General features: G+C 65.6%; 21 protein-coding genes. 9 read left to right on the top strand and 12 right to left on the bottom strand.

Annotated features, from left to right (window positions below; genetic code table 11):
- Window positions 1-313: 313 nt before the first annotated feature.
- From EJV47_RS07700 to EJV47_RS07670, 7 genes are all read right to left on the bottom strand, one after another.
- Window positions 314-709, bottom strand: a complete 396-nt coding sequence (locus EJV47_RS07700; RefSeq protein WP_126692563.1) for a type II toxin-antitoxin system VapC family toxin — start codon at window positions 707-709, stop codon at window positions 314-316.
- Window positions 709-978 carry a type II toxin-antitoxin system VapB family antitoxin gene (vapB, locus tag EJV47_RS07695; protein WP_126692562.1) on the bottom strand — a complete coding sequence of 90 codons (270 nt, stop codon included), beginning with the start codon at window positions 976-978 and terminating at the stop codon, window positions 709-711. Before vapB ends, EJV47_RS07700 begins: the two co-directional genes overlap by 1 nt.
- An 83-nt stretch (window positions 979-1061) precedes the next feature.
- Complete coding sequence (locus EJV47_RS07690) at window positions 1062-2000, bottom strand: zinc-dependent peptidase (protein WP_126692561.1); 939 nt, start codon at window positions 1998-2000, stop codon at window positions 1062-1064.
- A gap of 54 nt (window positions 2001-2054) precedes the next feature.
- On the bottom strand, window positions 2055-2417 hold the full coding sequence (locus EJV47_RS07685; protein ID WP_126692560.1) for a low molecular weight protein tyrosine phosphatase family protein: 363 nt from the start codon (window positions 2415-2417) through the stop codon (window positions 2055-2057).
- 125 nt (window positions 2418-2542) lie between these two features.
- Window positions 2543-3214 (bottom strand): DUF2625 domain-containing protein, encoded by a 672-nt coding sequence (locus EJV47_RS07680; RefSeq protein ID WP_126692559.1) that lies wholly within the window; start codon window positions 3212-3214, stop codon window positions 2543-2545.
- A gap of 78 nt (window positions 3215-3292) precedes the next feature.
- Complete coding sequence (locus EJV47_RS07675) at window positions 3293-4714, bottom strand: DEAD/DEAH box helicase (RefSeq protein ID WP_126692558.1); 1422 nt, start codon at window positions 4712-4714, stop codon at window positions 3293-3295.
- 194 nt (window positions 4715-4908) lie between these two features.
- Window positions 4909-5940: a YihY/virulence factor BrkB family protein gene (locus EJV47_RS07670; protein ID WP_126692557.1), complete on the bottom strand. Its 1032-nt coding sequence runs from the start codon at window positions 5938-5940 to the stop codon at window positions 4909-4911.
- A 141-nt stretch (window positions 5941-6081) separates the two neighbouring features.
- Here EJV47_RS07670 and EJV47_RS07665 point away from each other — a divergent pair, with 141 nt between their 5' ends.
- Window positions 6082-6594, top strand: a complete 513-nt coding sequence (locus EJV47_RS07665; RefSeq protein WP_126692556.1) for a DUF2062 domain-containing protein — start codon at window positions 6082-6084, stop codon at window positions 6592-6594.
- 178 nt (window positions 6595-6772) lie between these two features.
- Here the strand turns inward: EJV47_RS07665 and EJV47_RS07660 are convergent, their stop codons facing one another.
- The 5 genes from EJV47_RS07660 to EJV47_RS07640 all read right to left on the bottom strand — a co-directional run bounded on the left by EJV47_RS07660 (window position 6773) and on the right by EJV47_RS07640 (window position 10525).
- Window positions 6773-7789 (bottom strand): enhanced serine sensitivity protein SseB C-terminal domain-containing protein, encoded by a 1017-nt coding sequence (locus EJV47_RS07660; protein ID WP_126692555.1) that lies wholly within the window; start codon window positions 7787-7789, stop codon window positions 6773-6775.
- 88 nt (window positions 7790-7877) lie between these two features.
- On the bottom strand, window positions 7878-8315 hold the full coding sequence (locus EJV47_RS07655; protein WP_126692554.1) for a c-type cytochrome: 438 nt from the start codon (window positions 8313-8315) through the stop codon (window positions 7878-7880).
- A gap of 5 nt (window positions 8316-8320) precedes the next feature.
- Window positions 8321-8980 carry an SCO family protein gene (locus EJV47_RS07650; RefSeq protein ID WP_243651054.1) on the bottom strand — a complete coding sequence of 220 codons (660 nt, stop codon included), beginning with the start codon at window positions 8978-8980 and terminating at the stop codon, window positions 8321-8323.
- Between the two features lie 30 nt (window positions 8981-9010).
- Window positions 9011-9427 carry a hypothetical protein gene (locus tag EJV47_RS07645; protein WP_126692553.1) on the bottom strand — a complete coding sequence of 139 codons (417 nt, stop codon included), beginning with the start codon at window positions 9425-9427 and terminating at the stop codon, window positions 9011-9013.
- A gap of 69 nt (window positions 9428-9496) precedes the next feature.
- The gene (locus EJV47_RS07640; RefSeq protein WP_126692552.1) at window positions 9497-10525 is read right to left on the bottom strand and encodes a LacI family DNA-binding transcriptional regulator; all 1029 of its coding nucleotides are present in this window, start codon (window positions 10523-10525) and stop codon (window positions 9497-9499) included.
- Window positions 10526-10907: 382 nt separating this feature from the next.
- On the opposite strand from EJV47_RS07640, the gene EJV47_RS07635 reads away from it, so the two are divergent.
- The 8 genes from EJV47_RS07635 to EJV47_RS07600 all read left to right on the top strand — a co-directional run bounded on the left by EJV47_RS07635 (window position 10908) and on the right by EJV47_RS07600 (window position 24440).
- Complete coding sequence (locus EJV47_RS07635) at window positions 10908-12539, top strand: glycoside hydrolase family 43 protein (RefSeq protein ID WP_341539255.1); 1632 nt, start codon at window positions 10908-10910, stop codon at window positions 12537-12539.
- 113 nt (window positions 12540-12652) lie between these two features.
- Window positions 12653-14134 (top strand): xylulokinase, encoded by a 1482-nt coding sequence (locus EJV47_RS07630; RefSeq protein WP_126692551.1) that lies wholly within the window; start codon window positions 12653-12655, stop codon window positions 14132-14134.
- A 290-nt stretch (window positions 14135-14424) separates the two neighbouring features.
- A complete protein-coding gene (gene xylA, locus EJV47_RS07625) occupies window positions 14425-15753 on the top strand; it encodes a xylose isomerase (protein ID WP_207895853.1) in 1329 nt (442 codons plus the stop codon).
- A 104-nt stretch (window positions 15754-15857) separates the two neighbouring features.
- Entirely contained in the window at window positions 15858-17555 is a 1698-nt protein-coding gene (locus EJV47_RS07620) for a sodium/sugar symporter (protein ID WP_126692549.1), read from the top strand.
- Window positions 17556-17771: 216 nt separating this feature from the next.
- Entirely contained in the window at window positions 17772-18485 is a 714-nt protein-coding gene (locus EJV47_RS07615) for a 3'-5' exonuclease (protein WP_126692548.1), read from the top strand.
- A complete protein-coding gene (locus EJV47_RS07610; protein WP_126692547.1) occupies window positions 18470-20377 on the top strand; it encodes a DUF294 nucleotidyltransferase-like domain-containing protein in 1908 nt (635 codons plus the stop codon). The genes EJV47_RS07615 and EJV47_RS07610 overlap by 16 nt, the downstream gene beginning before the upstream one ends.
- 104 nt (window positions 20378-20481) lie before the next feature.
- Window positions 20482-21054: a hypothetical protein gene (locus EJV47_RS07605; RefSeq protein WP_126692546.1), complete on the top strand. Its 573-nt coding sequence runs from the start codon at window positions 20482-20484 to the stop codon at window positions 21052-21054.
- A gap of 602 nt (window positions 21055-21656) precedes the next feature.
- On the top strand, window positions 21657-24440 hold the full coding sequence (locus EJV47_RS07600) for an alpha-d-galacturonidase (RefSeq protein ID WP_207895852.1): 2784 nt from the start codon (window positions 21657-21659) through the stop codon (window positions 24438-24440).
- The last annotated feature ends 114 nt before the right edge of the window (window positions 24441-24554 follow it).

The following is a 24554-nucleotide window of genomic DNA, read 5'->3' as shown; positions in this document are numbered from 1 at the left end:
TTCTACCGGCTAGTAATCCGCTTCCGGTGCCGAGTAGTTGGTTTCCGGCGGGTAGTAGATGATTTCCGGTGCCCAGCAGTCGGTTTCCGGTGGCCAGTAGTCCGTTTCCGGCGGGAAGTAAACGGTTTCCGTTGGATAGTAGTCCGTTTCCGGCGACCAGTAGTATGTTTCCTGTGCTAAGTAGCGCGTTTCGGCCGGTTGGCAGCAGACTCGCGGCAGCGGCGGGCCGCTGCGGGGCCAGCCGGGCGGGCGGCAGTCGGGAAGCGGGACTTGTACTTCCAGCCCGGGCCGGGCGCACCCCAGGGCGGCCCTATCAAGAGAGGCGCTGGACGGAGTACGCGTCGAACTTGGCGTCTCGGCTCAGCAGGGTGAGGTTTTCCGCCTGGGCCTGGGCAATCAGCAGCCGGTCGAACGGGTCGCGGTGGCCGTTGGCGGGGAATGGCAGCTGGGCCAGCTGCAGCAGGTGGGACGGCTCGATGGCAAGCGACTTAAAATAGCCCTGATCGGCCAGCTGCATGAGTTGTGCCAGCGGGGCGCGCGTATTTAATTTACCAATGCTGAGCTTAATGGCCATTTCCCACCAGCTCGCTACACTGATAAACACTTGATTGGTGGGCTGAAGCAATAGTTCACGCACCATTATCGGCAGTTCCGCGCTTTCTTCCAGATGCCATAGCAAGGTGTGGGTATCGAGTAAATAACGCGCCATTACATGTAGTCCTTAAAATCATCCAGGGGCTCATCAAAATCCGGAGCCAGCCAGATTTGGCCCTTCAAAGCGCCGAGAGTAGCCCGGCGGCCGGCGGCAATCTTTGCCAGCTCCGGTTCGGATTTGGGAGAAGAATCGGAGCCAGAAGGAAGTGGCTGGCCTAGCTGCTGCTGCCATTTCAAGAGCAGAAACTCAATAAAATCCGTGGCTTCACGCTGCAGCTCGGGCGGCAGCGCCTCATACGTTCGGAGAAGGTGGGCAGCAGTCATAGGAGGAATATACGTAATCCTGTTTGCTGAACGGTAGCAAGCACGCAGACAGTTATAGCAGGCAGCAGCGCCCGCCGAAGCCCCTACGCCGCGGCGCTTGCCTGCTCCCGCTGGCAGCAGTTCTTAAACTTCTCGCCCGAGCCGCAGGGGCAGGGGTCGTTGCGGCCCAGGCGCTTGGGGGCTTTCTTGAGCAGGCGGCGCGGGTCGAAGCGGGCGAAGCGCATACCGGGGTCCTGGCGGAACGTGCGCGTCAGCAGCTCGTAGAGGGCGGGGTGGTGCTGCTCCAGCTGCTCGGGCTTCTCGAAAAAGTACTCCAGCACCACCGCGAAAAACTCCGCCGTGCTCGTGCCGCCGTAGTCACCGATGGTGGACTTGCCGGCCCGAATCTGCTCGATTTCCTCGTGCATCAGCCGCTGCCACTCGGGTACCAGCTCCCGGGGCAGCAGCAGCAGCGGCACCCCGTCGATTTGCCCGTCGGCCTCGTCGAGCAGGTGGGCAAACTCGTGGATGCCCACGTTCTGCTTGTCCTTCGCGTCGCGGAAGCCCTGCTCCAGCGCGGCCTTCGAGAGGCGCATGTAGTGGTCGGACTGGAAGTTCTGCACCGAGCCGAGCAGGGTGCCCTCCAGCGGCGCCACCTCCTTCGACTCGTCGCGGGGCAGCTGCCAGGCGTCGGGGAAGACGAGCACCTCGCCCAGGTTGTCGTACTCCCAGCCGCCGCGGAAGCCGAAGATGGGAATGACGGCCGAGGCCGCCACCAGCAGCCGCGTCGCGTCGTCGATGCTGGTTTTGATGCCCGTAATGCGCGTCTGGGCCAGAAACAGCTGGATTTGCTTTTCGAAGCGCGGCTTTTCGGTGTCGGTCAGGGCCGAGTAGAAGGCCACGCGGTCGGTGAGCAGCTGCCGCCAGGCCTCTGGAAAAGGCTGGCGCAGAATGCGGGCGCGCCGGCGCGTGCCGGCCGTGACGAGGCGGTAAATCAGGAAAGCCACCAGGGCCAGTACGGCCAGGCCGATGAGGTAATTCATAGGGCGCAAGAACGGCAGGCGCGCCGGATGGTTGCGCCCCCTCCGCCCGCCACCTCAGAAGCCGGCCTCGGGCAGGTGCGGCGCCAGCCGCTGCCGCAGCAGCGCCAGCAGCCGCGGGTCCTGAAATTGGTACTGATCGGGAATGCGCAGGCAGATAACGGTCTTGCCGCGCAGCTCCTCGGCAAACTTCTCGCGCAGCCGCTCCGTGTGGCGCCGCTCCATCACGAAGATGACATCGGCCCAGCCCAGGTGCCCGGCCGTGACGCGCACCCGGGCCCCCGGCTCGGTGCCGGCCGAGCGGGCCTCGTAGTGCGGGTGCTCATCGAACAGCCGCTCGGCGGTAAGGCTGCGCCAGCGGTTCTGGCTGCAGATAAACAGCAGCTGCCGGGGCGGCTGCGAAGACGAGGAATCGGGCAACGGGCAGAAGAAAAGGGCCGGCGGTAGCAGGGCCGGCGCTGCAAGATAAGCCGGGCCGGCTGCCACGCGACGGATGCAACCAGCGGCAACGGGCCAGCTGCGGCCGGTAACGGGCCCGCAGCCGGCTATTTGGGCGGCGGGCCGAGCTGGCGGGCCATATCCTGCTCCAGCGTCCAGAGCTCGGCCAGCGGCACGGCTTGGCGGCGGCGCGGGGCACTGCCATCGGGCTGCAGCCACAGAAACGGGACGAAGCCCCAGCCCTGGCTGCCGTCGAGCCGGCGCGTTTCGGCGGCCCAGCCCGGCCAGCGCTGGCCCTCGTAGAACTGGTCCAGGTCGCCGTTGAGGCAGAAATTCAGGAAGTCGGAGTAGCCCAGCTCCAGCGGCTCCCAAGCCAGGCGGTCGGGCGCGAAGTAGTAGATGTGGCCGAGGTCGGGGCCCAGCGCGCCGCCGTTCAGGGCGAAAAAGCCGCCCAGCACGTCGTCGGCGACGAGCAGGAAGCCGTCCGGCTGCGGGCTCGTGCGGCCCTCGTTCCAGCCGGGCAGGCTGCGGCTCAGGCGCGGGTGGCCCGAGCCCAGCACCCGCAGCCAGCCCGAGTCAATGAGCAGCCCGCCGGTTTCGTACACGAGGGCACCCATGGGCGAGCGGGTGGTGACCTGCACGGCCAGCAGCGCCTGCTCGGCCTGCGCCCGGCTCACGATGGGCAGCACGTCCACCGGGTTGCGGGCCTCGGCCAGCCAGCCCTGCACCAGCGGCCAGCCCGGGTCGGCGGTATCGACAAGTTCGGACAACGTACGCATGGGACGGCGCTGAGCGTGAAGGGAGGACGTACTGGCCAGCAGGGCTAGTACCAGGAGCAGGCGGCGCATTTGGCGGGCTTAGCGCACCTCCGTCACGCGCACTTTCTTGCCCTTGATGCGGGCCCCGGCCATGCTGTCCTGCACGGCGCGGCCGGCCTCGCGGGGCACGGTGATGTAGCTGTAGTGGTCGAACACCTCGATGCGGCCGATGGCCTCGCGCTCCAGCCCGGCCACGTTCACCAGGGCCCCCACCAGGTCGTGGGCGCTGACTTTCTCCTTGCGCCCGGCCGACACGTGCAGGGTCACGGTGGTGGGCTTGGGCGTCTTGGCGGCCGGGGGCAGGGCCGGGGCCTGCAGCGGCGTCCACTTGATGTCCTTGGCCACCGCCCAGCGCTGCACCAGGGCCTGCTCGGCGGGTGTGGCCAGGATATGGGCCGTGCCGGCGGCCCCGGCGCGGGCGGTGCGGCCCGCACGGTGCTGGAAGGTGTCGGCCTTTTCGGGCACCTCAAACTGCACCACGGTGTCGAGGTCCGTCACGTCGATGCCGCGGGCGGCTACGTCGGTGGCTACCAGGGCCAGGGCCGAGCCGTTGCGCAGCTTCAGCAGGGCTTTGTCGCGCTCGGGCTGGGGCAGCTTGCCGTGCAGGGCCTCGGCGGTCAGGCCGCGGCTGGTGAGGAAGCGGGCCAGCTCCTCGCAGCGCTGCCGGGTGTTGCAGAACACCAGCGTGCGGCCGGTTTCGGGCTTCTGCAGGATGTGAAACAAAGCCGCCGGCTTCTTCTCCGCCGTGCCCACGTGGCCCAGCAGCGTCAAGGACTCGGGCAGGGCTTCGGCCTGGCCCTCGGCCTGCACGTGGCGGGGGCGGGTGAGGTTTTTGCGCACCAGCTCCAGCACTTTCTCGGGCATGGTGGCCGAAAACAGCAGGGTCTGGCGGCGGCGCGGCAGGCGCTGCACGATGTTGGCCAGCGCCTCCTGAAACTTCAGCTCCAGCAGCTTGTCCGTCTCGTCGATAACCAGCAGCTGCAGCTTGTTGGGAACGATGGTGCGGCGGTCGAGGTGGTCGAACAGGCGGCCGGGCGTGGCCACCACCACGTGCGGGGCCTGCTTGAGGCTCCGGGTTTCTTCCTGGAAGCTGTGGCCGCCGTAGAAGGCCGCCACGCGCAGGTTGGGCAAAAACTTACCGAGGCGCTTCAGCTCGTCGCGCACCTGCAGGGCCAACTCGCGGGCGGGCACCAGCACCAGGGCCTGCACCGCGTCCTGCGCCGTGTCGAGCTGCTGGAGCAGGGGCAGGCCGTAGGCAGCGGTTTTGCCCGAGCCGGTGGGCGCCTGCCCGGCAATGTCCTGCCCGGCCAGCACCAGCGGCACCACCTGCGCCTGAATGGCGGTGGGCTGCTCGTAGCGCAGCTCCTGCAGGGCGCGCAGCAGCGGTTCGTTTAGGCCAAGAGCGGTGAAATCGGGGGCGGGGGCAGCGGCGGGAGCGGGCGTATGGGCGGCGTCGGACATCAGCGGAAATGAAAAGCGGGCTGCGAAGGTACGAAAGCCAGCCCGGGCAGTGGGTGACAGGTGACACGTGACACGTTCAGCGGGAGTGGGGCCGGCGGCGCGGGACCGGGCGAGTCGGGGCCTTGCGGGTTCGTGGGGCTCTAGTTTCGGGTAGCGCCTCGGCCGGTAGTGCCCGGCGCGCCGCCGCCAACGTATCAGCGCCGGTTTTTGCCTAGGGGCCGGGTGAGGCGCTGCTTGCGGCCGGTGGCGCGGCGGTGCCGGGCGGCGGTGGGCGGCGCGTCCGCGTCGTCATCGGGCTCGGGCACGTTCACCAGGCGGTAGCGCACGGCCGAGGGCTTGGGCCGCAGGGGCTGGCCGGCGTACTGGGCGTACACCTTGGTGAAGCTGGCGCCGAAATAGAACATCATGGCCGAGTAGAACACGAACAGCAGCAGCAGCACAATGGACGAAGCCGGGCCGTAGATGGGGCCGAGGTTGCGCGGCACCAGCAGCAGGTGCAGCACCCGCTCGCCCAGCTCAAACAGCAGGCCCGTGAGCAGGGCCCCGCGCCACAGCGCCGGCCAGGGCACGTGGGCGTGGCTGAGGTTGCGGAAGGCCAGGGCAAACCAGGCCGTCAGAATCAGCAGCGACACGGCGTTGTTGAGCACCTGAATGGCTACCAGCATCAGGGTCACGTCGAAGTCGCCCACCAGCTCCCCGAACACGTGCAGGATGGAGTCGGCCAGGATGGCGGCTACGGCCAGCACGGCGGTGGCCAGCAGGGCCGAGCCCGAGCGCGTCCGTTCGCGCAGCACCCGGCTCAGGCGGCCCGTCTGCCGGCGCGGGCGCACCTGCCACAGCTCGTTCAGCGAATTCTGAATAACCACGAACAGGGTAGTAGCCACGAACAGCAGGAACCCGAAGCCCGCGGCCGTGACCCAGTGGCTGCGCTGCACGTTGGTGACGTTGGTTACAATCTGGGCCAGCAAGTCGGCGCCGGTGCTGCTGATGAGGTCGGCCACCTTTTCCAGCAGCAGCGCCCGCACCTGCGAGGCCGGGTAAATGGCCCCCAGCACGCTGATAAACAGGATGAGAATGGGCGGCAGGGCAAACGTGGTAAAAAATGCCGTGGCCGCACCCAGCCGCAGCGGGTCGTGGGCGGCCAGCTCGCGGCCGGCGCGGCGCAGCAGGGTGAAGAAATCGGGCCAGCGGTGGTGCAGCCGGCCGGTGGGGCGTATTTTTGTCATGCCGAGCCCGGAATGGGCGGCCCGCTAAACCCGGCGGGCCGTAGAAGTGTTGAGTGAAACGCGGCGCGGCCCCGGCCCGTTGCCCGGCTGGCCCCCGCCCCGATGCCACCTTCGGGGCCCCGCGCTGCTCCTGCTGAATAGATGTCGACTGATACTGCCGCCCCCCGCCCTGGATTTTTTCGCCGCCGCGTCGTGGAGCCCCTGCTGGGGCAGCTGCGCCAAGGCCTTTCGCCCACCCAGCTGGCCCTGACGGTGACGCTGGGCACCGCCTTCGGGCTGGTGCCGCTGCTGGGCGTGACCACCGTGCTGGGCACCGCCGTGGCCGTGTGGCTGCGCCTGAACGTGGGCGCCCTGCTGCTGGTCAGCCACCTGCTCAGCCCCGTGCAGCTGCTGATTCTGCTGCCGCTGCTGCGCTACGGCGCCCGGCTGCTCGGCGGCCCGGCCCACATCAGCCTGGAGCGCCTGCAGTACCTGCTCAGCCACGACTGGCAGGCGGCCTTGCAGCTGTTCTGGCGGGCCGAGGTGGGGGCCCTGCTGCTCTGGCTGGTGGGCTCGATACCGGTGGGCCTGGCCCTGTACGCGCTGCTGGTGCCGCTGTTCCGGCGCGTGGCCCGGCGCCAGCAGGCCCAAGCCGAAATCAGCGCGGCGGAGTAGGCGCCAAAGGGTTAACCAAGCAAAAAGAACGTCATTCCGGGCTTGCCGAGAAATCCTGCGGGCTGATGCCGGATAGTATTCCTCTCGTCGAACGAGGTTTATACTATCTGACTAAACACGCGAGATTCCTCGGCTTCGCTCGGAATGACGTTCTGGTGTTATCGGCAGAATAGCCCGCTTAGGCCTGCTGGCGCTGGTACAGCGGGGTCTGCTGGCTGAAGAACTGGGTCAGCGGCTCACTCGGGTCGGGGCTGAGGCGGGCCACATCAATGGCTTCCTGCTGCAGATGGCCCTGAATTACGGGGCCCAGCTCCTGCAGGAACTCCATGTTCTCGTCGTCCATGCTGAAGGCCAGCAGCAGGCGCGAGGGTGCTTCGTCGCCTTCGATAACCACGCCGGCCAGGTAAGCCGCCTCGATGTTGGGCTGGCGGCCGCTGAATTCCTGCAGGGCGGCGGTCAGGTCCGCGGGCACGTCGGCCAGGGGCACCAGGTGGGCCTGCGGTTGCTGGGCCGCGTCGCCCTCAGCGCCTTCGGCGGGCTGCGAGAAGATGCGGCCGGTGAGCAGGTCTTCGATTTCGGGGGCTACCAGCAGCTTGCCGAAGCCCGAGAAGGGGTTCAGCACGCACTCGGCGCCCTGGGTCATGCGGAAGAACCCTTCGCCCGGTACGCGCAGGAAGGATACCTCGCCCTGCACCGTGCCGCCGTCGTAGATGCGCTCCTCGGAGGAGAAAACCGGAATGCGGCCATCGTGCAGCACGTGCAGCTGCACTTCGGTGCCTTCTTCCACGGTCACTTCGCCGGGCTCGGCGCCCTCGGGGGCGTTGGTCAGCACGATGAGCTGGGCCTGCAGCAGCTCGTGGTAGAAGGCCAGGCGGTATTGCGGGTCCTGGGCGGCCAGCAGCAGCACCTGCTCCAGGTTGTTCGAGGGCTCGAAGGGCAGGGGCGGGGGCTCCGGCATGGGCGGAATGATGGATTCCGGGGCCTGGGCCGAGAAGGAAGGCTGAATCTCAGCGGCGCTCTTGGCGGCAAAAGCCGGGCGCTGGTAGCGCGGACCGCCCTCGGGCTTGGCCGCGGCGGGCTGAGCGCCTTCGGTGGGAGCAGCGGCCGGAGCCGGATTGGCTTGCTGGGGGGCGGCGGGAGGCGTAGCAGCCGGCTCGTCGCCGGGTTTTTTCTTTAGAAAGTCGAACAGACCCATGATGCGGTAAGCAGATGAAGATGCAAACTAAGGATGTTTGGCCGAACAACCAGCCCCGGCCGCCGCAAACTGTGCCCGCCTCCGCCTACTAGCGCCCGTCCGACCCGTCGCAGGCCCGCAGCAGCTCACTGACTTCGCGGATGGTGTGCTTGGGGGCGCGGTTGCCCCAAGCGTTGTGCACGTAGTTCAGCAGGTTGGTAATCTGCGAGTCGGTAAGGTCCTCGTGGGCGGGCATCACTTGGTCGTAAAGCACGCCGTTGACGGTAATTGGCCCCTGCTGCCCGCGCCGGATCAGGCAGGGCAGCTCGGCGCGGTGGCGCTGCAGGTAGTCGGAGCCGGCCAGGGGCGGCATGAGGCGGCGCAGGCCCTGCCCGTTGGCGCCGTGGCAGCCCGCGCACCGGGCCGCGTACAGGCGCTGGCCCTCGTTCTGGCGGTCGGTAAAGCAGCCGGGCAGCACCAGGGCCACCGCCGCCAGGGCCGCCAGCAGGCGCAGCAGGGCCGGCCGAAACGTCACGCGGGTGCTCATGCGGGCTATTTGGCGGCCGCAGCCGGGGCTTCGGGCAGCTCGGCCAGCAGGCGCGGCAGGTCGGCCAGCAGCTTATCGACCTGGTCGGGCACGGTGCCGTCGTACACGCCGCGGATGTGGCGCTGGGGGTCGACCAAAGCAAAGGCCCCGCTGTGCAGCACGCCGCGGGGCGCGTCGGGGTGGAGCTGCACGCCGGCCATGTAGATGCGGGCCAAGTGGAAGATAGTGTCGCGCGGGGCCGTCACGAAGTGCCACTGGCGGGCCGTGGGCACGCCCAGGCGCTGGGCGTAGTCGCGCAGCACCGGGATGGAGTCGTGGGAGGGGTCGATGGTGTGCGAGATAAAGCCCACGCGCGGGTCGTCCTTGTACTTCTCGTACACGCGCAGCATCTGCGTCTGCATGACGGGGCAGATGTCGGGGCAGGTAGCGAAGAAGAAGTCGGACACGTACACCTTGCCCGCGAAGGTGGCGGGCGTGACGGTCTGGCGGTCCTGGTTGAGCAGCGTGTAGTCCGGGATGCGCGGGTACACCGTGTCGCCGGGCGCTATTTCTTCGCCGCCGTAGATGGGCAGGGGCTTATCGGGCGTCGACTGGCAGGCCGACAGCAGGAGCAGGGAAGCCGCGCTCAGGCCGAGCACGGTGCGCAGAAAGGAAAATCGGGGCATGGCAAGCGGTAAAAAGCGGGGTAGGGCGGGCTACTGGCCCTTCAGCAGCGCCTGCGCCGCGTCGACGCTCTGCTGCATGAGCGTGCCCACCGAGTCGATGCGGCGCTGCTGGGCGGCCAGGTAGGCCAGGGCCCGTTCCTGGCGCATGGTATCGGCGGGGTTGTGGTACTGGTGCATCCAGTCCATCATGGCGGCGTCGGCGGCCAGCAGGGCGCGGCTGCGGCGGCCGGCCTCGGCGGTATCGGGCACCTGGCGCAGCTGCTGCCGCAGCAGGGTCAGCTCGTCCATGCGGTCCATCAGCTCGTTGTGGCGGTCCATTACCTTTTGGCGGGCAGCCTCGCGCTGCTCTTTGTCGCTTTGCAGCTGCAGGCAGCCGGCCGCCAGCAGGGCCAGCAGCGGCAGCGCCTGCCGCCAGCCCAGCAGATTGGTGCTACGGGGAGTTTTCACGGCCGCAAAGGTAACCCACGCTGGCCGGAAAGTCGTTCCCCGGTTGGCACGGGCGTGCTTACCTAAGCCCTACCGCCGCACCGACGACTCGCGCACGACGAGCTGGGGCTTGAGCACGATGCGCCGGCCGCTGAACAGCTCCGTGCGCTTGAGCAGCTGCAGAAACAGCTGCACCGCCGCCTCGCCCATGAGCACCCCGCGCTGGTCGACCGAGCTGAGGCGCGGGCGCACCATGGTCGTAAACGGCTCGTTGCTGAAGCCAACCAGGGCCACGTCCTGCGGCACGCGGATGCCGCGCTCCTCCAGCAGCTGCAGGGCCCCGCCGGCCGGGAAGTCGTAGGCCGAAAACACCGCGTCGGGCGGCTGGTAGAGGCCCAGCAGGCGGCGCATGGCCGCGGCCCCGGCGTCGGTGGTGGAATTGTCCAGCGGTACTACCAACTGCTCGTCGAAGGGCAGGCCGTGGGCCAGCAGCGCCTCGCGGTAGGCCCGCAGCCGCTCGGCGGTGGTGTTCAGGTGGGGCGGGCCGGCCAGGTGGGCAATGCGCCGGCAGCCCTGCCCGATGAGGTGCTCCATCACCTGGTAGGCCCCGCGGTAATCGTCGACCACCACCCCGCAGGCTTGGGGCAGGGCCGGCATCCGGTCGAAAAACACCAGCGGCGTGCCCTGGGCGCGAATCCGCTCGAAGTGGGCCAGGTCCTCGGTGGTATTGGAGGCCGACACCAGAATGCCGTCGACCTGGGCCTTGAGCAGGGCTTCCACGTGCTTCTGCTCCTGGCGCGCGTCCTCGTTCGACTGGCAGATGAGCACGTTCAGGCCGGCCTGGCTGGCCCCGTTTTCGATGCCGTGCACCACGGCCGGGAAAAACGCCCCGTTGATGTGGGGCACGATGACGCCCAGCATGTTGCTGCGGCCCCGGCGCAAGGACGCGGCCAGGCTGTTGGGCTGGTAATTCCACTTCTCGGCCAGCGCCCACACCTGCGCCTTGGTGGCCCCGCTCACGTCCGGGGCGTTGTTCAGCGCCCGCGACACGGTAGAAATGGCCAGGCCCAGCTCGGCGGCGAGGTCGGCAATGGAAATGCGCTTGTTGCCTTTGGCCATTGGAAGAGGAGAGAAGTCGGGCGCGGATTGCGCCTGTAACTGCGCCGGAAACGGTTCCGGAAAACGGGGAGCGGAAAGCTACGAAATAGGATTGAGTGATAAGCAAGGTATGATTGGTTGAAGATATTCGGAAACGATACCGATAAGTTATTTTATTGCCTTGATAATCTGCTTAAAACGCGAAACTGCGCGCTAAATAACGCTGATTATCACGTCAATAATCGGTAATGAAAGCAAGTTGGGTTTACTTAGCGGAAAGGTTTCCGAATTGCATATGATTTCAATGCTGCAGTATCTTTCCTTCCCGGAAGGGCCTTGGCGGCCTACGTTCCGCTCCTCAGTTCCGCTGTTTTCCGTGCTCCGTTCCTCCGCGCCCTGTTGCTTGCTGCTCCGCCTGGTCATGGGCCTGGTGCTGGCCGGCGCGGGTCTAAGCGGAGCCCTGGCGCAGCCGGGCGTGTCGAAGGTGTGGGTGCCCGACCTGGGCAACGGCACCTACAAGAACCCGGTGCTCTACGCCGACTACTCCGACCCGGACGTAGTGCGCGTAGGATCCGACTTCTACCTGACTTCGTCGAGCTTCAACGCGGTGCCGGGCCTGCAGATTCTGCACTCCAAGGACCTGGTGAACTGGTCGATTATCGGCGCGGTATTTCGGCAGCAGCCCCCGCTGGCGCGCTACGCGGTGCCCCAGCACGGCAACGGAGTGTGGGCCCCGGCCATCCGCTACCACAACAAGGAGTTCTACATCTACTACCCCGACCCGGACCTGGGCATCTTCGTGACCAAGGCCAGGAACCCGGCCGGGCCCTGGTCGACGCCGGTGTGCATCAAGGAAGCCAAGGGCTGGATTGACCCCTGCCCGCTCTGGGACGAGGACGGCAAGGCCTACCTGGTGCACGGCTTCGCCGGCTCGCGGGCCGGCATCAAGACCATCCTGGCCGTCAGCCCCATGGCCCCGGACGGGCTCAGCCTCACCGGCGACGACGCGCTGGTGTTCGACGGGCACCAGGGCCACCCCACGCTGGAAGGACCGAAGTTCTACAAGCGCGGCGGCTACTACTACATCTTCGCCCCGGCCGGCGGCGTGCCCACGGGCTGGCAGCTGGTGCTGCGCTCCAGGAACGTGTACGGTCCCTACGAGGAGCGCATCGTGATGGACCAGGGCAAAACCGCCATCAACGGCCCGCACCAGGGCGCCTGGGTGGACACCGACGCGGGCGAGGACTGGTTTCTGCACTTCCAGGATCAGGGCCCCTACGGCCGCGTGGTGCACCTGCAGCCCATGGTCTGGAAAAACGACTGGCCCGTCATCGGCGAAGACCCCGACGGGGACGGCAAAGGCCAGCCGGTACTGACCTACCGCAAGCCCAAAATCAAGGCCAAAACCCAGCCCCTGGCCACCCCACCGACCTCGGACGAGTTCAGCAGCAACCAGCTGGGCCTGCAGTGGCAGTGGCACGCCAACCCGCAGGATTACTGGGCCTTCCTGAACGGTCCGCAGGGCTACCTGCGCCTGTACGCCATGCAGACGCCGGAGGGCTACAAGAACCTCTGGCAGCTGCCCAACCTACTGCTGCAGAAGCTCCCGGCCGACGTCTTCACCGCCACCACCAAGCTCACCTTCGCGCCGCGGCTGGAAGGGGAAAAGCTGGGCCTGGTGATGATGGGCCAGGACTACGCCTACCTGGGCCTGAGCTACACCGGCGGGCAGCTGCAAGTCAGCCAGAACGTCTGCCTGAACGCCGAAAAGCTCACCGCCGAAACCAGCACCGCGCCCCTCACCATCCCGGCGGCCCAGGCCCGGCAGCCGCTGTACCTGCGCGTGGCGGTGAAGGCCGGGGCCAAATGCCAGTTCAGCTACAGCCTCGACGGGCAGACCTTCCAGCCCGTGGGCCAGGAGTTTCAGGCCAAGGAAGGCAAGTGGATCGGCGCCAAAGTCGGCCTGTTCTGCACCCGCCCCACCAAATTCAACGACAGCGGCAACGCCGACATCGACTGGTTTAGAATTGAATAGCAGGGTCTTGGGCGCTTGGTGACGTTCAGCTGTTGAACTGCCAGCCCCATATCAACGGACTCCACTCCGAAAAACCAAGCCCCCAAGACCCCAAGTCCCCAAGCCCCTAACTTATGCTCCTTCTCGGTATCGACCTCGGCACCTCGTCCATCAAAGTTTCAGTGGTGGACGCCGACTCCCGGCAAACCCTCGTTTCGGTCAGCTACCCCGAGACGGAGCGGGAAATCATTGCCCGCCAGCCCGGCTGGGCCGAGCAGTACCCGCTGCAGTGGTGGCAGGACGCGAAGCAGGCCATCCTCAAGGCCCACGCTACCCACCTGTACGACCCGCGGCAGATCAGCGCCATCGGTATTGCCTACCAGATGCACGGGCTGGTGGTGGTCGACAAGGACCAGCACGCCCTGCGCGACGCTATCATCTGGTGCGACTCGCGGGCGGTGCCGTACGGGCAGGCGGCCTTCGAGGCCATCGGGGAAGGGGAGTGCCTGGCCCACTTGCTGAACTCGCCCGGCAACTTCACCGCCGCCAAGCTGGCCTGGGTGAAGGAGCACGAGCCCGAAGTGTACGGGCGCATCGACCAGATTATGCTGCCCGGCGACTTCCTGGCCCTGCAGCTTACCGGGCAAGCCACCACCAGCATTTCGGCTTTGTCGGAAGGCGTGTTCTGGGACTTCGCCCGCCACGGCTTGTCGGAGGATGTGTTCCGCTTCTTCGGCTTCGACCGGGCGCTGATTCCGCCGGTGCGCGAGGTGTTTGCCCCGCACGGGGTGGTGCGCCGCGAAGTGGCCGAAGAGCTGGGCCTCACGCCCGGCATCCCCGTCACCTACAAGGCCGGCGACCAGCCCAACAACGCCCTGTCGCTGAACGTGCTGCGGCCGGGCGAGGTGGCGGCCACGGCGGGCACCTCGGGCGTCATCTACGCCGTGACGGACCAGCTGTTCGTGGACCAAAAATCCCGCGTCAACCCCTTCGCCCACGTCAACCACTCCCGCGACAAAACCCGGCTGGGCGTGCTGCTGTGCATCAACGGTACCGGCAGCCTCAACCGCTGGGTGCGCAGCGTGGCCGCCCCCGCCCTGAGCTACCCCGAAGTCAACGAGCGGGCCGCCGCCGTGCCGGTGGGCGCGGACGGGCTCTTGTGCCTGCCCTTCGGCAACGGCGCCGAGCGCATGCTGGAGAATCAGCAGGTGGGCGCGCAGTTCGTGGACATCGACCTGAACGTGCACACGCCGGCCCATATGCTGCGCGCCGGGCAGGAGGGTGTGGCCTTTGCCTTCCGCTACGGCCTGGACCTCATGCGCGCCGGCGGCCTGCACCCGACCGTCGTCAAGGCCGGGCACACCAATATGTTTTTGAGCGAAGTCTTTGCCCAGGCCTTTGCCGACGTGACCGGCCTCACCGTGGAGCTGTACCAGACCGACGGCTCGGTGGGTGCGGCCCTGGGCGCGGGCATCGGCGCGGGCACCTTCGCCACCGCCGACGAAGCCTTCAGCCGCGTGCAGCCCCTGCGCCAGGTGAAGCCGGGTGCGGACGCTGAAGCTTACGAGGCCGTGTACCAGCGCTGGAAAGAGAAGCTGCAGGCGCAACTGCAGTAGCACGGCAAGGAGCGGGGCAAAAAGGGTAATAAGAACGTCATCCTGAGGCAAAGCCGAAGGACCTTCCTCGAACCCCGCACCGCCGCTACCTACGAAGTGCAGACGCTCAGCTACCCCAACGACCAAGCGCAGCGAACAACGTCCACCTATCAAAGCGCCGAAGCCTGGACTTGACCACCAGTGCAAGGCGCGAGGAAGGTCCTTCGCTTTGCTCAGGATGACAAACGATTAGCCGGCGTTGAGCCATCCCCCAAAACCCGAAACATTTCACCCACAATACCCATACTCTGATGAGCACGCTGATTAGCGAAAAGCAGTTCTTCGCTACCATCCCCACCATCCCGTTCGAAGGGCTGGAATCCGACAACCCGCTGGCGTTCCGCTGGTACGACGCCCAGCGCGTGGTAGCCGGCAAGCCGATGGCCGAGTGGCTGCGCTTCGCCGGGGCCTACTGGCACTCCTTCAACGGCTCCGGCGCCGACCCCTTCGGCGAAGCCACCCACCTGTTTCCCTGGGACGCTGATTCGGACGCCATCGGCCGCGCCAAGGCCAAGATGGACGCCGCCTTCGAGTTCATGAGCAAGCTCGGGCTGCCCTACTACTGCTTCCACGACGTGGACGTGGTGGACTACACCAACGACGTGGCCGACAACGAGCGGCGCCTGCAGACCATGGTGGAGTACGCCAAGCAGAAGCAGCAGGAAACCGGCATCAAGCTGCTCTGGGGCACCGCCAACCTGTTCTCGCACCGCCGCTACATGAACGGCGCCAGCACCAACCCCGACTTCCACGTGCTGGCCCACGGCGCGGCCCAGGTGAAGGCAGCCCTCGACGCGACCATTGCCCTCGGCGGCGAAAACTACGTGTTCTGGGGCGGCCGCGAAGGCTACATGACCCTGCTGAACACCAACATGAAGCGTGAGCAGGAGCACTTCGCCCGCTTCCTGCATACGGCCAAGGATTACGCCCGCAAGCAGGGCTTCAAGGGCAACTTCTTCATCGAGCCCAAGCCGATGGAGCCCACCAAGCACCAGTACGACTACGACGCGGCCACCGTCATCGGCTTCCTGCGCCAGTACGATTTGATGGACGACTTCAAGCTGAACCTGGAAGTCAACCACGCCACCCTGGCCGGCCACACCTTCCAGCACGAGCTGCAGGTAGCCGCCGACGCGGGTATGCTGGGCAGCATCGACGCCAACCGCGGCGACTACCAGAACGGCTGGGACACCGACCAGTTCCCGAACGACATCTACGAGCTGACGGAATCCATGCTGGTGATTCTGGAAGCCGGCGGCCTGCAGGGCGGCGGCATCAACTTCGACGCCAAAATCCGCCGCAACTCCACCGACCCGCAGGATTTGTTTTACGCCCACATCGGCGGCATGGACCTGTTTGCCCGCGCCCTCATCACGGCCGACAACATCCTGCAGAAATCCGACTACAAAAAGATCCGCCAGGAGCGCTACGCCTCGTTCGACTCCGGTGCTGGTCAGGCTTTTGAGCAGGGCCAGCTCACGCTGGAGCAGCTGCGCGACTACGCCGCCGAAAACGGCGAGCCGGAGGTGCGCAGCGGCCGCCAGGAGTACCTGGAAAACCTGCTGAACCGCTACATCTAGTGACAAAATGCGCGCTGCCGCCGAGAATTCCTGACCTGACAGGATGATACTCTCGGCGGCAGTGCCCATTTTTACCGCCATTGCCTACTTCCAATCTTCTGCCAGTGCACGAACTTTCCACCCTCGACTACGTCGTTTTCTTCGTCTACTTCCTTATCGTAGCTGGCTACGGTATCTGGGTGTACCGCCGCAAAACCGGCCATGACGGCACCCTGGAGGGCGACTCCAAGGACTACTTCCTGGCGGAAGGCTCGCTGACGTGGTGGGCCATCGGCTCCTCGCTCATTGCCTCCAACATCTCGGCCGAGCAGTTTGTGGGCATGTCGGGCTCGGGCTTCGCCATCGGCCTGGCCATTTCCACCTACGAGTGGATGGCGGCCCTCACGCTGGTCATCGTGGCCACGTTCTTCATTCCGGTATACCTGAAGAACAAGATTTTCACGATGCCGCAGTTTCTGCACCAGCGCTACAACGGCACGGTGGCCATGATTATGGCCATCTTCTGGCTGGCCCTGTACGTGGTGGTGAACCTGACTTCGATTCTGTACCTGGGCGCCATTGCCGTAAGCAGCATTTCGGGCCTGAGTTTGACGTTCTGCATGGGTGCGTTGGCCATTTTCGCCGTCATCATCACCCTGGGCGGCATGAAGGTTATCGGCTTCACCGACGTTATCCAGGTGTTCTTCCTGATTCTGGGCGGTCTGGCCACCACTTACCTGGCCCTGAACCTGGTGGCCGAGCACTACGGGCAGTCGGGCGTGCTGGCGGGCTTCTCGCAGATGACCAAGCTGGCCGATGACCACTTCCACATGATCCTCAAGCGCGACGACGCGCACTACCTCGACCTACCCGGCCTGACGGTGCTGCTCGGCGGCATGTGGATTGTGAACCTGAACTACTGGGGCTGCAACCAGTACATCACGCAGCGCGCCCTGGGTGCCGACCTGCCCACCGCCCGCAACGGTATCCTCTTCGCCGCCTTCCTGAAGCTGCTGATGCCCGTCATCGTGGTGCTGCCCGGCATTGCCGCCTACGTGCTTTACCAGGCCGGCGAATTCGGCCCGGCCGAGTTTGGCGCCGGTGCCGACCTGAACCCCGACCGCGCCTACCCGGTGCTGCTGAACATCCTGCCGGCGGGTCTGAAAGGCCTCTCGTTCGCCGCCCTCACGGCGGCCGTGGTAGCCTCGCTGGCCGGTAAGGCCAACTCCATTGCCACCATCTTCACCCTCGACATCTACAAGAAGGTCATCAACCCCGAGGCTTCGGAGAAGAAGCTGGTGTCGGTGGGCAAGATTACGGTGGTGGTGGCCATGGTGCTGGGCGTGCTCATCGCCCCGTTCCTGGGCATCGACAAGAAAGGCGGCTTCCAGTTCATCCAGGAGTACACCGGCTTCGTGTCGCCGGGCATCTTCGCCATGTTCATCCTGGGCTTCTTCTGGAAGAAAACGACCTCCTCGGCGGCCTTGTTTGCCACCATCGGCGGCTTCGCGGCGTCGGTGTTCCTGAAGTTCCTGCCCCGCTTCGTGGACCTGCAGTTTCTGGCGCCCATTGGCTTCTCGGCCCCCAGCCAGGACGCCGCCGAAAAGGGCATGTACGTGATTCCCTTCCTCGACCGCATGGGCATCGTGTTCGTGTTCTGCGTGGTGATGATGGTGCTGATCAGCCTGCTCGAAACCGGCCGCGGCGTGCAGCCCAAGGGCCTGGAAGTCGACGCCTCGATGTTCCGTCCGCACCGCAGCTTCGCCATCGGCTCGGCCGTTATCATCGTGCTGCTGACGGCCCTCTACACGATCTACTGGTAGGCCCTGCCTGCTTGAATCAGTGCCGCCGGCCTTGGCTGACTCCCGCCCGGGAGCGGCCGGGGCCGGCGGTTATTTTTGCCGCGCCGTCCGCGTCGTAGCGCGAACCGAAGGTCGACGAAGTCAAGCTCTGCTTCGCGTATCCAGCACGTTTATCGTCGAACGACCAACGAGAACAATACTATCTGAATACGCGAAGCAGAGCTTCGCGCTACGCCCATGCCCGCCGAATACCTGCTCTTCGTTGATACGGAAACCACCGGGCTGCCCGCCCGCTGGGATTTGCCGTACGCGGCCGAGGAGCCCTGGCCCCACGTGGCCCAGCTGGCCTGGCAGCTCTACGCCCCCGACGGCACGCTGGTGAAGGAGGAAAACTACTTCCTGCAGGTGCCCGCGGGCCGCATGACGCCCGCCGCCGTGCGCATCCACGGCATCACGCCCGATTTTCTGGCCGCCCACGGACAGGCGCCCGAGGGCCCGCTGCGGCGCCTGCTGGCCGACCTGGACCACTACCGCCCGCGCGTAGTGGGCTACTTCCTGCAGCTCGATTTCCACGTCATCGGGGCCAGCCTGCACCGGGCGGGGCTGCCCAACCCGCTGCCCGTGCTGCCGCAGTTCTGCCTGATGCGCGTGACCCGCCGCCCCGACGACGGCACCTACCGCCGCTACCAGCGCCTCTCCGAGCTGCACGAGCAGCTGTTCGGCGAAGTCATGCCCGAGCTGCACGACGCCCGCTCCGACGCCGCCGCTACCGCCCGCTGCTTCTACGAGCTGCGGCGGCAGGGCCAGATTCCGGCCGCGGTGCTGACGGGGCAGCCGCCCTTGCTGCTGCCGGGCCTCGCCCCGAAGCCCGGGCGCCGGCTCGGCCGCGGGCTGCTGGTAGCCGTTCTGCTCCTGCTTGCGTTATTAGCCCTTCTATGGATAACCGCCTAGCTTTTCTGCGCACCGTCGCGCCCTTCACCGTGCTGCCCGACGACGTGCTGGCCGGCGTGGTCGATTTGCTCCAGGAAGTCACCTACGCCAAGCCCACGCAGCTGCACGAGCAGGACGTATCAAAGGTGCGCACGCTCGACATCGTGGTGGAAGGCGCCTACGACACGTTTTTCCTCGACAGCGCCGGCCAGCAGCGCCTGCCCGAGGTGTACGGCCCGGGTACCTGCTACGGGGGCATGAGCATCCTGCTGAACAAGAAGCGCAGCCTGCGCACGGTGGTGGCCCGCAAGGGCACTCGGGTGTGGCAGCTGCCCCGCCGCGACTTCCGCGCCCTGTGCCTGGCCTCGGAGCAGTTTTTCCAGTACTTCACCCACAAGTTCGGGCAGCGCATGCTCAACGACGAGTTTGCGCACTTCGTCAAGCCCGTCAACCCGCCCGAGGCCAACTTCCTCGTCGCCGACGCGCTGTTTTCGCGCCGCGTCGACTCGCTGGAAGTGCGCGAAATCGTGGCCTGCCCGGCTGATACGCCCATTTTCGAGGCCGCCCGGCGCATGGCGGCCCACAAGGTCAGCTGCCTGTTCGTGACCGAGCCCGGCTCCGACCGCATCATCGGCTACTGCACCGACATTACCCTGCGCGACACCGTCATTGCCCAGCGCCGCGACGCTGCCGGGCCGGTGGGGGAGGTGACGGCCCGGCCCATCCGTAGCATTTCGGGCGCGGCCTTCGTGCACGAGGCAATTCTGCTCATGTTTCAGACCAAGACGCGCTACCTGCTGGTGGAGCGCGACGGGCGCTTCGTGGGCTTTCTGAGCCGCAACAAGCTGCTCTCGGACCTGGCCCAGTCGCCGTTTATGTTTATCCAGGCGGTGCGGCTGGCCCAGGGCACCCCAGAGCTGAAGCGGCGCTGGGAAATGGTGCCCGACATCGTGAACCAGCTGCTGACCCGCGGCGTGCGCCCCGAAATTGTCAACCAGGTCATCACCACCGTGGCCGACACCATTGCCCTGCGCGTTATCGAGAACGTGCTGGCCGAGCAGGGGCCCGCGCCGGCGCGCTTCGTGTTCATGGTGCTGGGCAGCGAAGGGCGCAAGGAGCAGACGCTCGTTACCGACCAGGACAACGCCATCATCTACGAGGACAAGGCCAACGAGCAGCGCGAGCTGGTGCGGGCCTACTTCCTGCGCTTCGCCGCCGCCGTGTCGGATGAGCTGAACCACATCGGGCTGCACTACTGCTCGGGCGGCTTCATGGCCAAGAACCCCAAGTGGACGCACTCGCTCTCGTACTGGAAGCGGCAGTACCGCGAGTGGATGGGCGAGGCCAGCCCCGAAACGGTGATGCAGATGGCCACCTTCTTCGACTGCCGCGCCCTCTACGGCGACTTCACGCTGGTGGACGAGCTGCAGAGCTTCCTGGCCCAGGAGCTGAGCCAGCCGCTGGACCGCTTCCTGTTCTACATGGCCCGCAACGCCCTGCAGTACGAGGCCCCGCTGACCTTCTTCCGCAACTTCCGCACCTTCGCCCAAGAAGGCCAGCAGGTGTTCGACCTGAAAAAAACTATGACGCCCATCGTGGATCTGGTGCGGGTGTACGCCCTGAAGCATCAGATTCTGGGCGTGACGAACACCGGCGAGCGGCTGGCCCGGCTGCGCGAGCGGGGAGTATTGCGCGAGCAGGAGTACCACGAGCTGCTGCAGGCCTACTACTACCTGATGGGCATGCGCCTGAAAAAGCAGGCCCGCCAACTCATCGACGACCGGCGCGCGCCCACCAACTACCTCGACCCGAAGACGCTCACCCAGGTGGAGCAGGTCACGCTCAAGGAAATCTTCAAGGTCATCGGCGACTTCCAGCTGAAAATCAAGGTCAGCTTCACCAAGTCGCTGTAGGGACAAGACTGTGCAGACCAGAGTGCGGCGAAGAAGTTTGGGCAAGGGCTAAAGTATATCAGATTCCTAAACGGACGTTATTGCTGCACCAGAGGAGAGAAATAATGAAATTCAAGTGGCTGATTATTTACGCGCTGATGCTGCTTTCTGCTTACTCCTGTGTAGGACAGCAGATCAAGCATCCTGTAAAAACCACGACCGTGCCAACTTCTTATTGCCTGGCTGATTCGCTCAAGCAGGCAATAAGCAAACTGCGCTACCGGGCAGATGCGGTTATAACGTTCCAGCATTACTACGACAATGGGACGGCAGAATCTGCGACTATATTCTGGCAGGTGAGTGGCAGAACGTTTGGTAGATCCTTTCAGGACTGCAAGCCATCCAAGACACTTGAAACACGGTTGCCACCGGATACGCTCTTCTCTTTTTACCGCCAGCAGCGCATTGCTGATTTACCCGAAATGCCCCGGCCAGCCAACAGCTCTTCGCATGGCATGATTTACCTGATTGGGGTGTATACGCCAGGCAAAACGTGCTTCTACAAAATCCGGGACAACCAGCGCCACGCCATCATATTCCCCGACCCAAATCAGACTCTGCCCGGAGAAGCCCCGGCCGTAGCCAAAGAAGACCCCCGCAGCACTTGGCTGGACTTGTTCGAAGAAGTAATCAAGTAGAGAAGTACTGAGCCGGTAGGCGGAATAACGCACGGGCATTTCCCGGCAAACTCGAAAGAACCTCTAGCGCCAATGGGTGCTGCGCATGCATGGATTGTAGGATATGCGCATCGGCCGATGTAAGTACTTTCTGGTATCGGGGACGGAAAAACGTTGGATCAAACCCTTTTTCGGCTGCCAGCGGCGCGTAACCTGGGGGTACTAATGGCCGGGCCCCGGCCGAAACAAGCCGACTTGCCGCCGAAAACCACCCCGCGCCCGGACCGGGCTGGAGCGGCGAAAATCCCCGGATTTTGCCCAAAAGGCAAGATTGTACAATGATTGGGGAAAAAGGTATACACGCTTCGGGCGGGGCGGCTCTACTTTTGAATCACTCGCTTCGAGCAGGAAGCGGTGAATCGGCCAAGCCCGGCTGCACGCGCACCGGGGCATGGTAGGGGCGGCGCGCAAGAGTGGGAATCATCGCGCCGCCCCCTCGGCCGACCTCGCCGCTACCATCCGCCCGCAATCCACCCGTCCACCCGATTGTCGGCCCGCCTGGGACCTACGGCCCCGCGCCCGACTACCCCGGCCGCGCCGCCCGCTTACCCCCCGCGCCGCCCATGAACCGGAGACTCTGGAAACTTCTCGCCGCCGGTTGCTTCCTCGCCGTTTTCCTGCTGCTGACCAGCCGCGCCACCGCGGCCGATCCGGCCGCTGCCGCCGCCAAGCCCGGCACCCGTACCATCGTGCTGCCCAAAGGTGCCCACGCGCGCCTGCGCTTCGGCGCCGAGCGGCTCAGCGCCGCCCTGCAACGGGCCGGCTACCGCGTCAGCATCAGTGAGCAGGACAAGCTCAGCGGTAAAAAAGACCTGATTGTCGTCGGCCGCGCTACTGATGCGCTGCTGCAGCAAGCCGCTACTGCCTTCCACGCCTCCGCCGACAAGGCGCCGGGCAAGGAGGGCTTTGCCATTTCCTCGGGCGACAAAAACACGGTCGTCGTCAGCGGCGCCGACGATTCGGGCGCGCTCTACGGCTGCCTGGAGCTGGCCGAGCAGGTACAGGCTCAGGGCCGGCTGGCCGAGAAGATTCAGCTCGTGGATCAGCCCGAAATGGTGATGCGCGGGGCCTGCATCGGGGTGCAGAAGCCGACTTACCTGCCGGGCCGCAACGTGTACGAGTACCCCTACACGCCCGAGTCGTTTCCCTGGTTTTACGACAAGCAGCTCTGGGTGCGCTACCTCGACATGCTGGTGGAAAACCGCATGAACTCGCTCTACCTCTGGAACGGGCACCCCTTCGCCTCCCTGGTGCGGCTGAAGGAGTACCCGTACGCGGTAGAAGTGGACGAGGCGACCTTCCGGAAAAACGAGGAAATGTTCCGCTTCCTCACCGAGGAGGCTGACAAGCGCGGCATCTGGGTGATTCAGATGTTCTACAACATCCTCGTCTCGAAGCCCTTCGCCGAGCACCACGGCATTAAGACCCAGGACCGCAACCGGCCCATCACTCCGCTGCTGTCCGACTACACCCGCAAGTCCATTGCCGCCTTCGTGGAGAAATACCCCAACGTGGGCCTGATGCTGGCCTTGGGCGAGGCCATGGAAGGCGTGGGCCAGGACGACGTGGACTGGATGACCCAGACCATCATTCCCGGCGTGCTCGACGGCCTCAAGGCGCTGAAGCAGACTGAGCTGCCGCCCATCGTGCTGCGCGCCCACGACACCGATGCGCCGCGTGTCATCAACGCCGCGCTGCCGCTGTACAAGAACCTGTACACCGAGGCCAAGTTCAACGGCGAAGCGCTGACTACCTACACCCCGCGCGGGAGCTGGGCCGAGCTGCACCGCAAGCTCAGCAGCATGAATTCGGTGCACATTCAGAACGTGCACATCCTCGCGAACCTGGAGCCCTTCCGCTACGCCTCGGCCGATTTCATCCAGAAATCGGTGCAGGCCATGCACAACATCTACGGCTCGAACGGGCTGCACCTCTACCCGCAGGCCTCGTACTGGGATTGGCCCTACACGGCTGACAAGGTGGAGCCCCGGCAGCTGCAAATTGACCGGGACTGGCTCTGGTACAAGCAGTGGGCCCGCTACGCCTGGAAAGCCAACCGCCCGCGCCCCGAAGAAATTGAGTACTGGGGCCGGCAGATCGGCGGGCAGTTCGGCACGGCGGAAACCGGCCGACACATTCTGGACGCCTACGAGGCGGCCGGCGAAATCGAGCCCAAGCTCTTGCGCCGCTACGGCATCACCGACGGCAACCGGCAGACCCTGACGCTGGGCATGCTGATGACGCAACTGATCAATCCGCGCCGCTACGGGCTGTTTACCCTGCTGTATGAGTCGGAAGCCCCAGAGGGCGAAATGATTATCGACTACGCCGAAAAGGAAGCCAAAGGGCAGCCGCACATCGGCGAGACGCCGCCGCGGGTGGCCGATGAAGTGTTGGCCCACGGCCGGGCGGCGGTGGCGGCCATCGAGCGGGCCGCACCGGGCGTGACGCAAAACCAGGCCGAGTTTCAGCGCATCAAAAACGACATGTACTGCCAGCAGGCGCTGGCCAACTTCTACGCCGACAAGGTGCGCGCCGCTCTGCAGGTGCTGCGCTACAAGTACTCCCACAACGTGGCCGACCTGGAAGCCGCCGTGCCCCTCCTGCAGCGCAGCGTGCAGCACTGGGAGCGGATGGTGGCCCTGACCAAGGACACCTACCTGTACGCCAACAGCATGCAGACCGCCCAGCGTAAAATTCCGATGCGCGGCGTCGACGCCACGTACATTACCTGGGCCGAAATGCTGCCGGTGTACCAGAAGGAGCTGGCCAACCTGCGCCACAACCTCGACTCGCTCAAGCAAGTGCGTCCGCTGCCCGCCAGCCAGAAAACCACCCGCCTGACCCCGGCTGCCGTCACGCTGCTGAGCAAGGCCCAGACCTACACCGTGGCGCCCGGCCAGCCCGTTTTCGCCGACACCACCGCCCAGCTGACGGCCGTGGCGCCGGAGCTGCTGGGGCTGAAAGGCATCCGCCTCGCCAAAGCGCAGATGCAGAGCCAGCGCACGGAATTGCGCTTCACCACCAAGCAGCCGGTAAAGCTGCTGGTGGGCTACTTCAACCAGAAGAACCCGCGCTACCTGCCCGTGCCGACCCTGGAAATCGACGCTACGGCCAACGACTACGGGCAGGCCGACATCAAAATCAGCAACGCCGCCACGGTGGCCGGCCTGCCGACCCTGAACGTGCACACCTTCAGCTTTAAGCCGGGCACCCACACCCTGAATCTGGGCAAGGGCGCCGCCCTGCTGCTGGGCTTCGTGCCCGCCGAGCAGCCCATCCGCACCTACAACGCCGGCCTGGGCGTGACTAACAAGGACGGGGAGCTGGACTGGCTGTTTGAGTAATCTTAGGTGATGAGGTGACAGGTAACACGTGACAGGTCGTTGCCTCTGCGTGCCTCCGCGACACCCTCTGCGCACCTCTGCGGGAACCGACGTCCGCGCCGCCCGCTTCTGAAT

Source organism: Hymenobacter gummosus, from assembly GCF_003970915.1.
GTDB classification, from domain to species: domain Bacteria; phylum Bacteroidota; class Bacteroidia; order Cytophagales; family Hymenobacteraceae; genus Solirubrum; species Solirubrum gummosum.
Note: the sequence above shows the minus strand (reverse complement) of the source record. Positions and strands in the feature narration are given on the sequence as shown.

Bases quoted from the DNA above. Each gene is read 5' to 3' on its own strand.
- EJV47_RS07700 (WP_126692563.1), bottom strand. From the start codon at position 709: ATGGCGCGTTATTTACTCGATACCCACACCTTGCTATGGCATCTGGAA.
- vapB (WP_126692562.1), bottom strand. From the start codon at position 978: ATGACTGCTGCCCACCTTCTCCGAACGTATGAGGCGCTGCCGCCCGAG.
- EJV47_RS07690 (WP_126692561.1), bottom strand. From the start codon at position 2,000: ATGAATTACCTCATCGGCCTGGCCGTACTGGCCCTGGTGGCTTTCCTG.
- EJV47_RS07680 (WP_126692559.1), bottom strand. From the start codon at position 3,214: ATGCGTACGTTGTCCGAACTTGTCGATACCGCCGACCCGGGCTGGCCG.
- EJV47_RS07675 (WP_126692558.1), bottom strand. From the start codon at position 4,714: ATGTCCGACGCCGCCCATACGCCCGCTCCCGCCGCTGCCCCCGCCCCC.
- EJV47_RS07670 (WP_126692557.1), bottom strand. From the start codon at position 5,940: ATGACAAAAATACGCCCCACCGGCCGGCTGCACCACCGCTGGCCCGAT.
- EJV47_RS07665 (WP_126692556.1), top strand. From the start codon at position 6,082: ATGTCGACTGATACTGCCGCCCCCCGCCCTGGATTTTTTCGCCGCCGC.
- EJV47_RS07660 (WP_126692555.1), bottom strand. From the start codon at position 7,789: ATGGGTCTGTTCGACTTTCTAAAGAAAAAACCCGGCGACGAGCCGGCT.
- EJV47_RS07655 (WP_126692554.1), bottom strand. From the start codon at position 8,315: ATGAGCACCCGCGTGACGTTTCGGCCGGCCCTGCTGCGCCTGCTGGCG.
- EJV47_RS07650 (WP_243651054.1), bottom strand. From the start codon at position 8,980: ATGCCCCGATTTTCCTTTCTGCGCACCGTGCTCGGCCTGAGCGCGGCT.
- EJV47_RS07640 (WP_126692552.1), bottom strand. From the start codon at position 10,525: ATGGCCAAAGGCAACAAGCGCATTTCCATTGCCGACCTCGCCGCCGAG.
- EJV47_RS07630 (WP_126692551.1), top strand. From the start codon at position 12,653: ATGCTCCTTCTCGGTATCGACCTCGGCACCTCGTCCATCAAAGTTTCA.
- xylA (WP_207895853.1), top strand. From the start codon at position 14,425: ATGAGCACGCTGATTAGCGAAAAGCAGTTCTTCGCTACCATCCCCACC.
- EJV47_RS07615 (WP_126692548.1), top strand. From the start codon at position 17,772: ATGCCCGCCGAATACCTGCTCTTCGTTGATACGGAAACCACCGGGCTG.
- EJV47_RS07610 (WP_126692547.1), top strand. From the start codon at position 18,470: ATGGATAACCGCCTAGCTTTTCTGCGCACCGTCGCGCCCTTCACCGTG.
- EJV47_RS07605 (WP_126692546.1), top strand. From the start codon at position 20,482: ATGAAATTCAAGTGGCTGATTATTTACGCGCTGATGCTGCTTTCTGCT.
- EJV47_RS07600 (WP_207895852.1), top strand. From the start codon at position 21,657: ATGAACCGGAGACTCTGGAAACTTCTCGCCGCCGGTTGCTTCCTCGCC.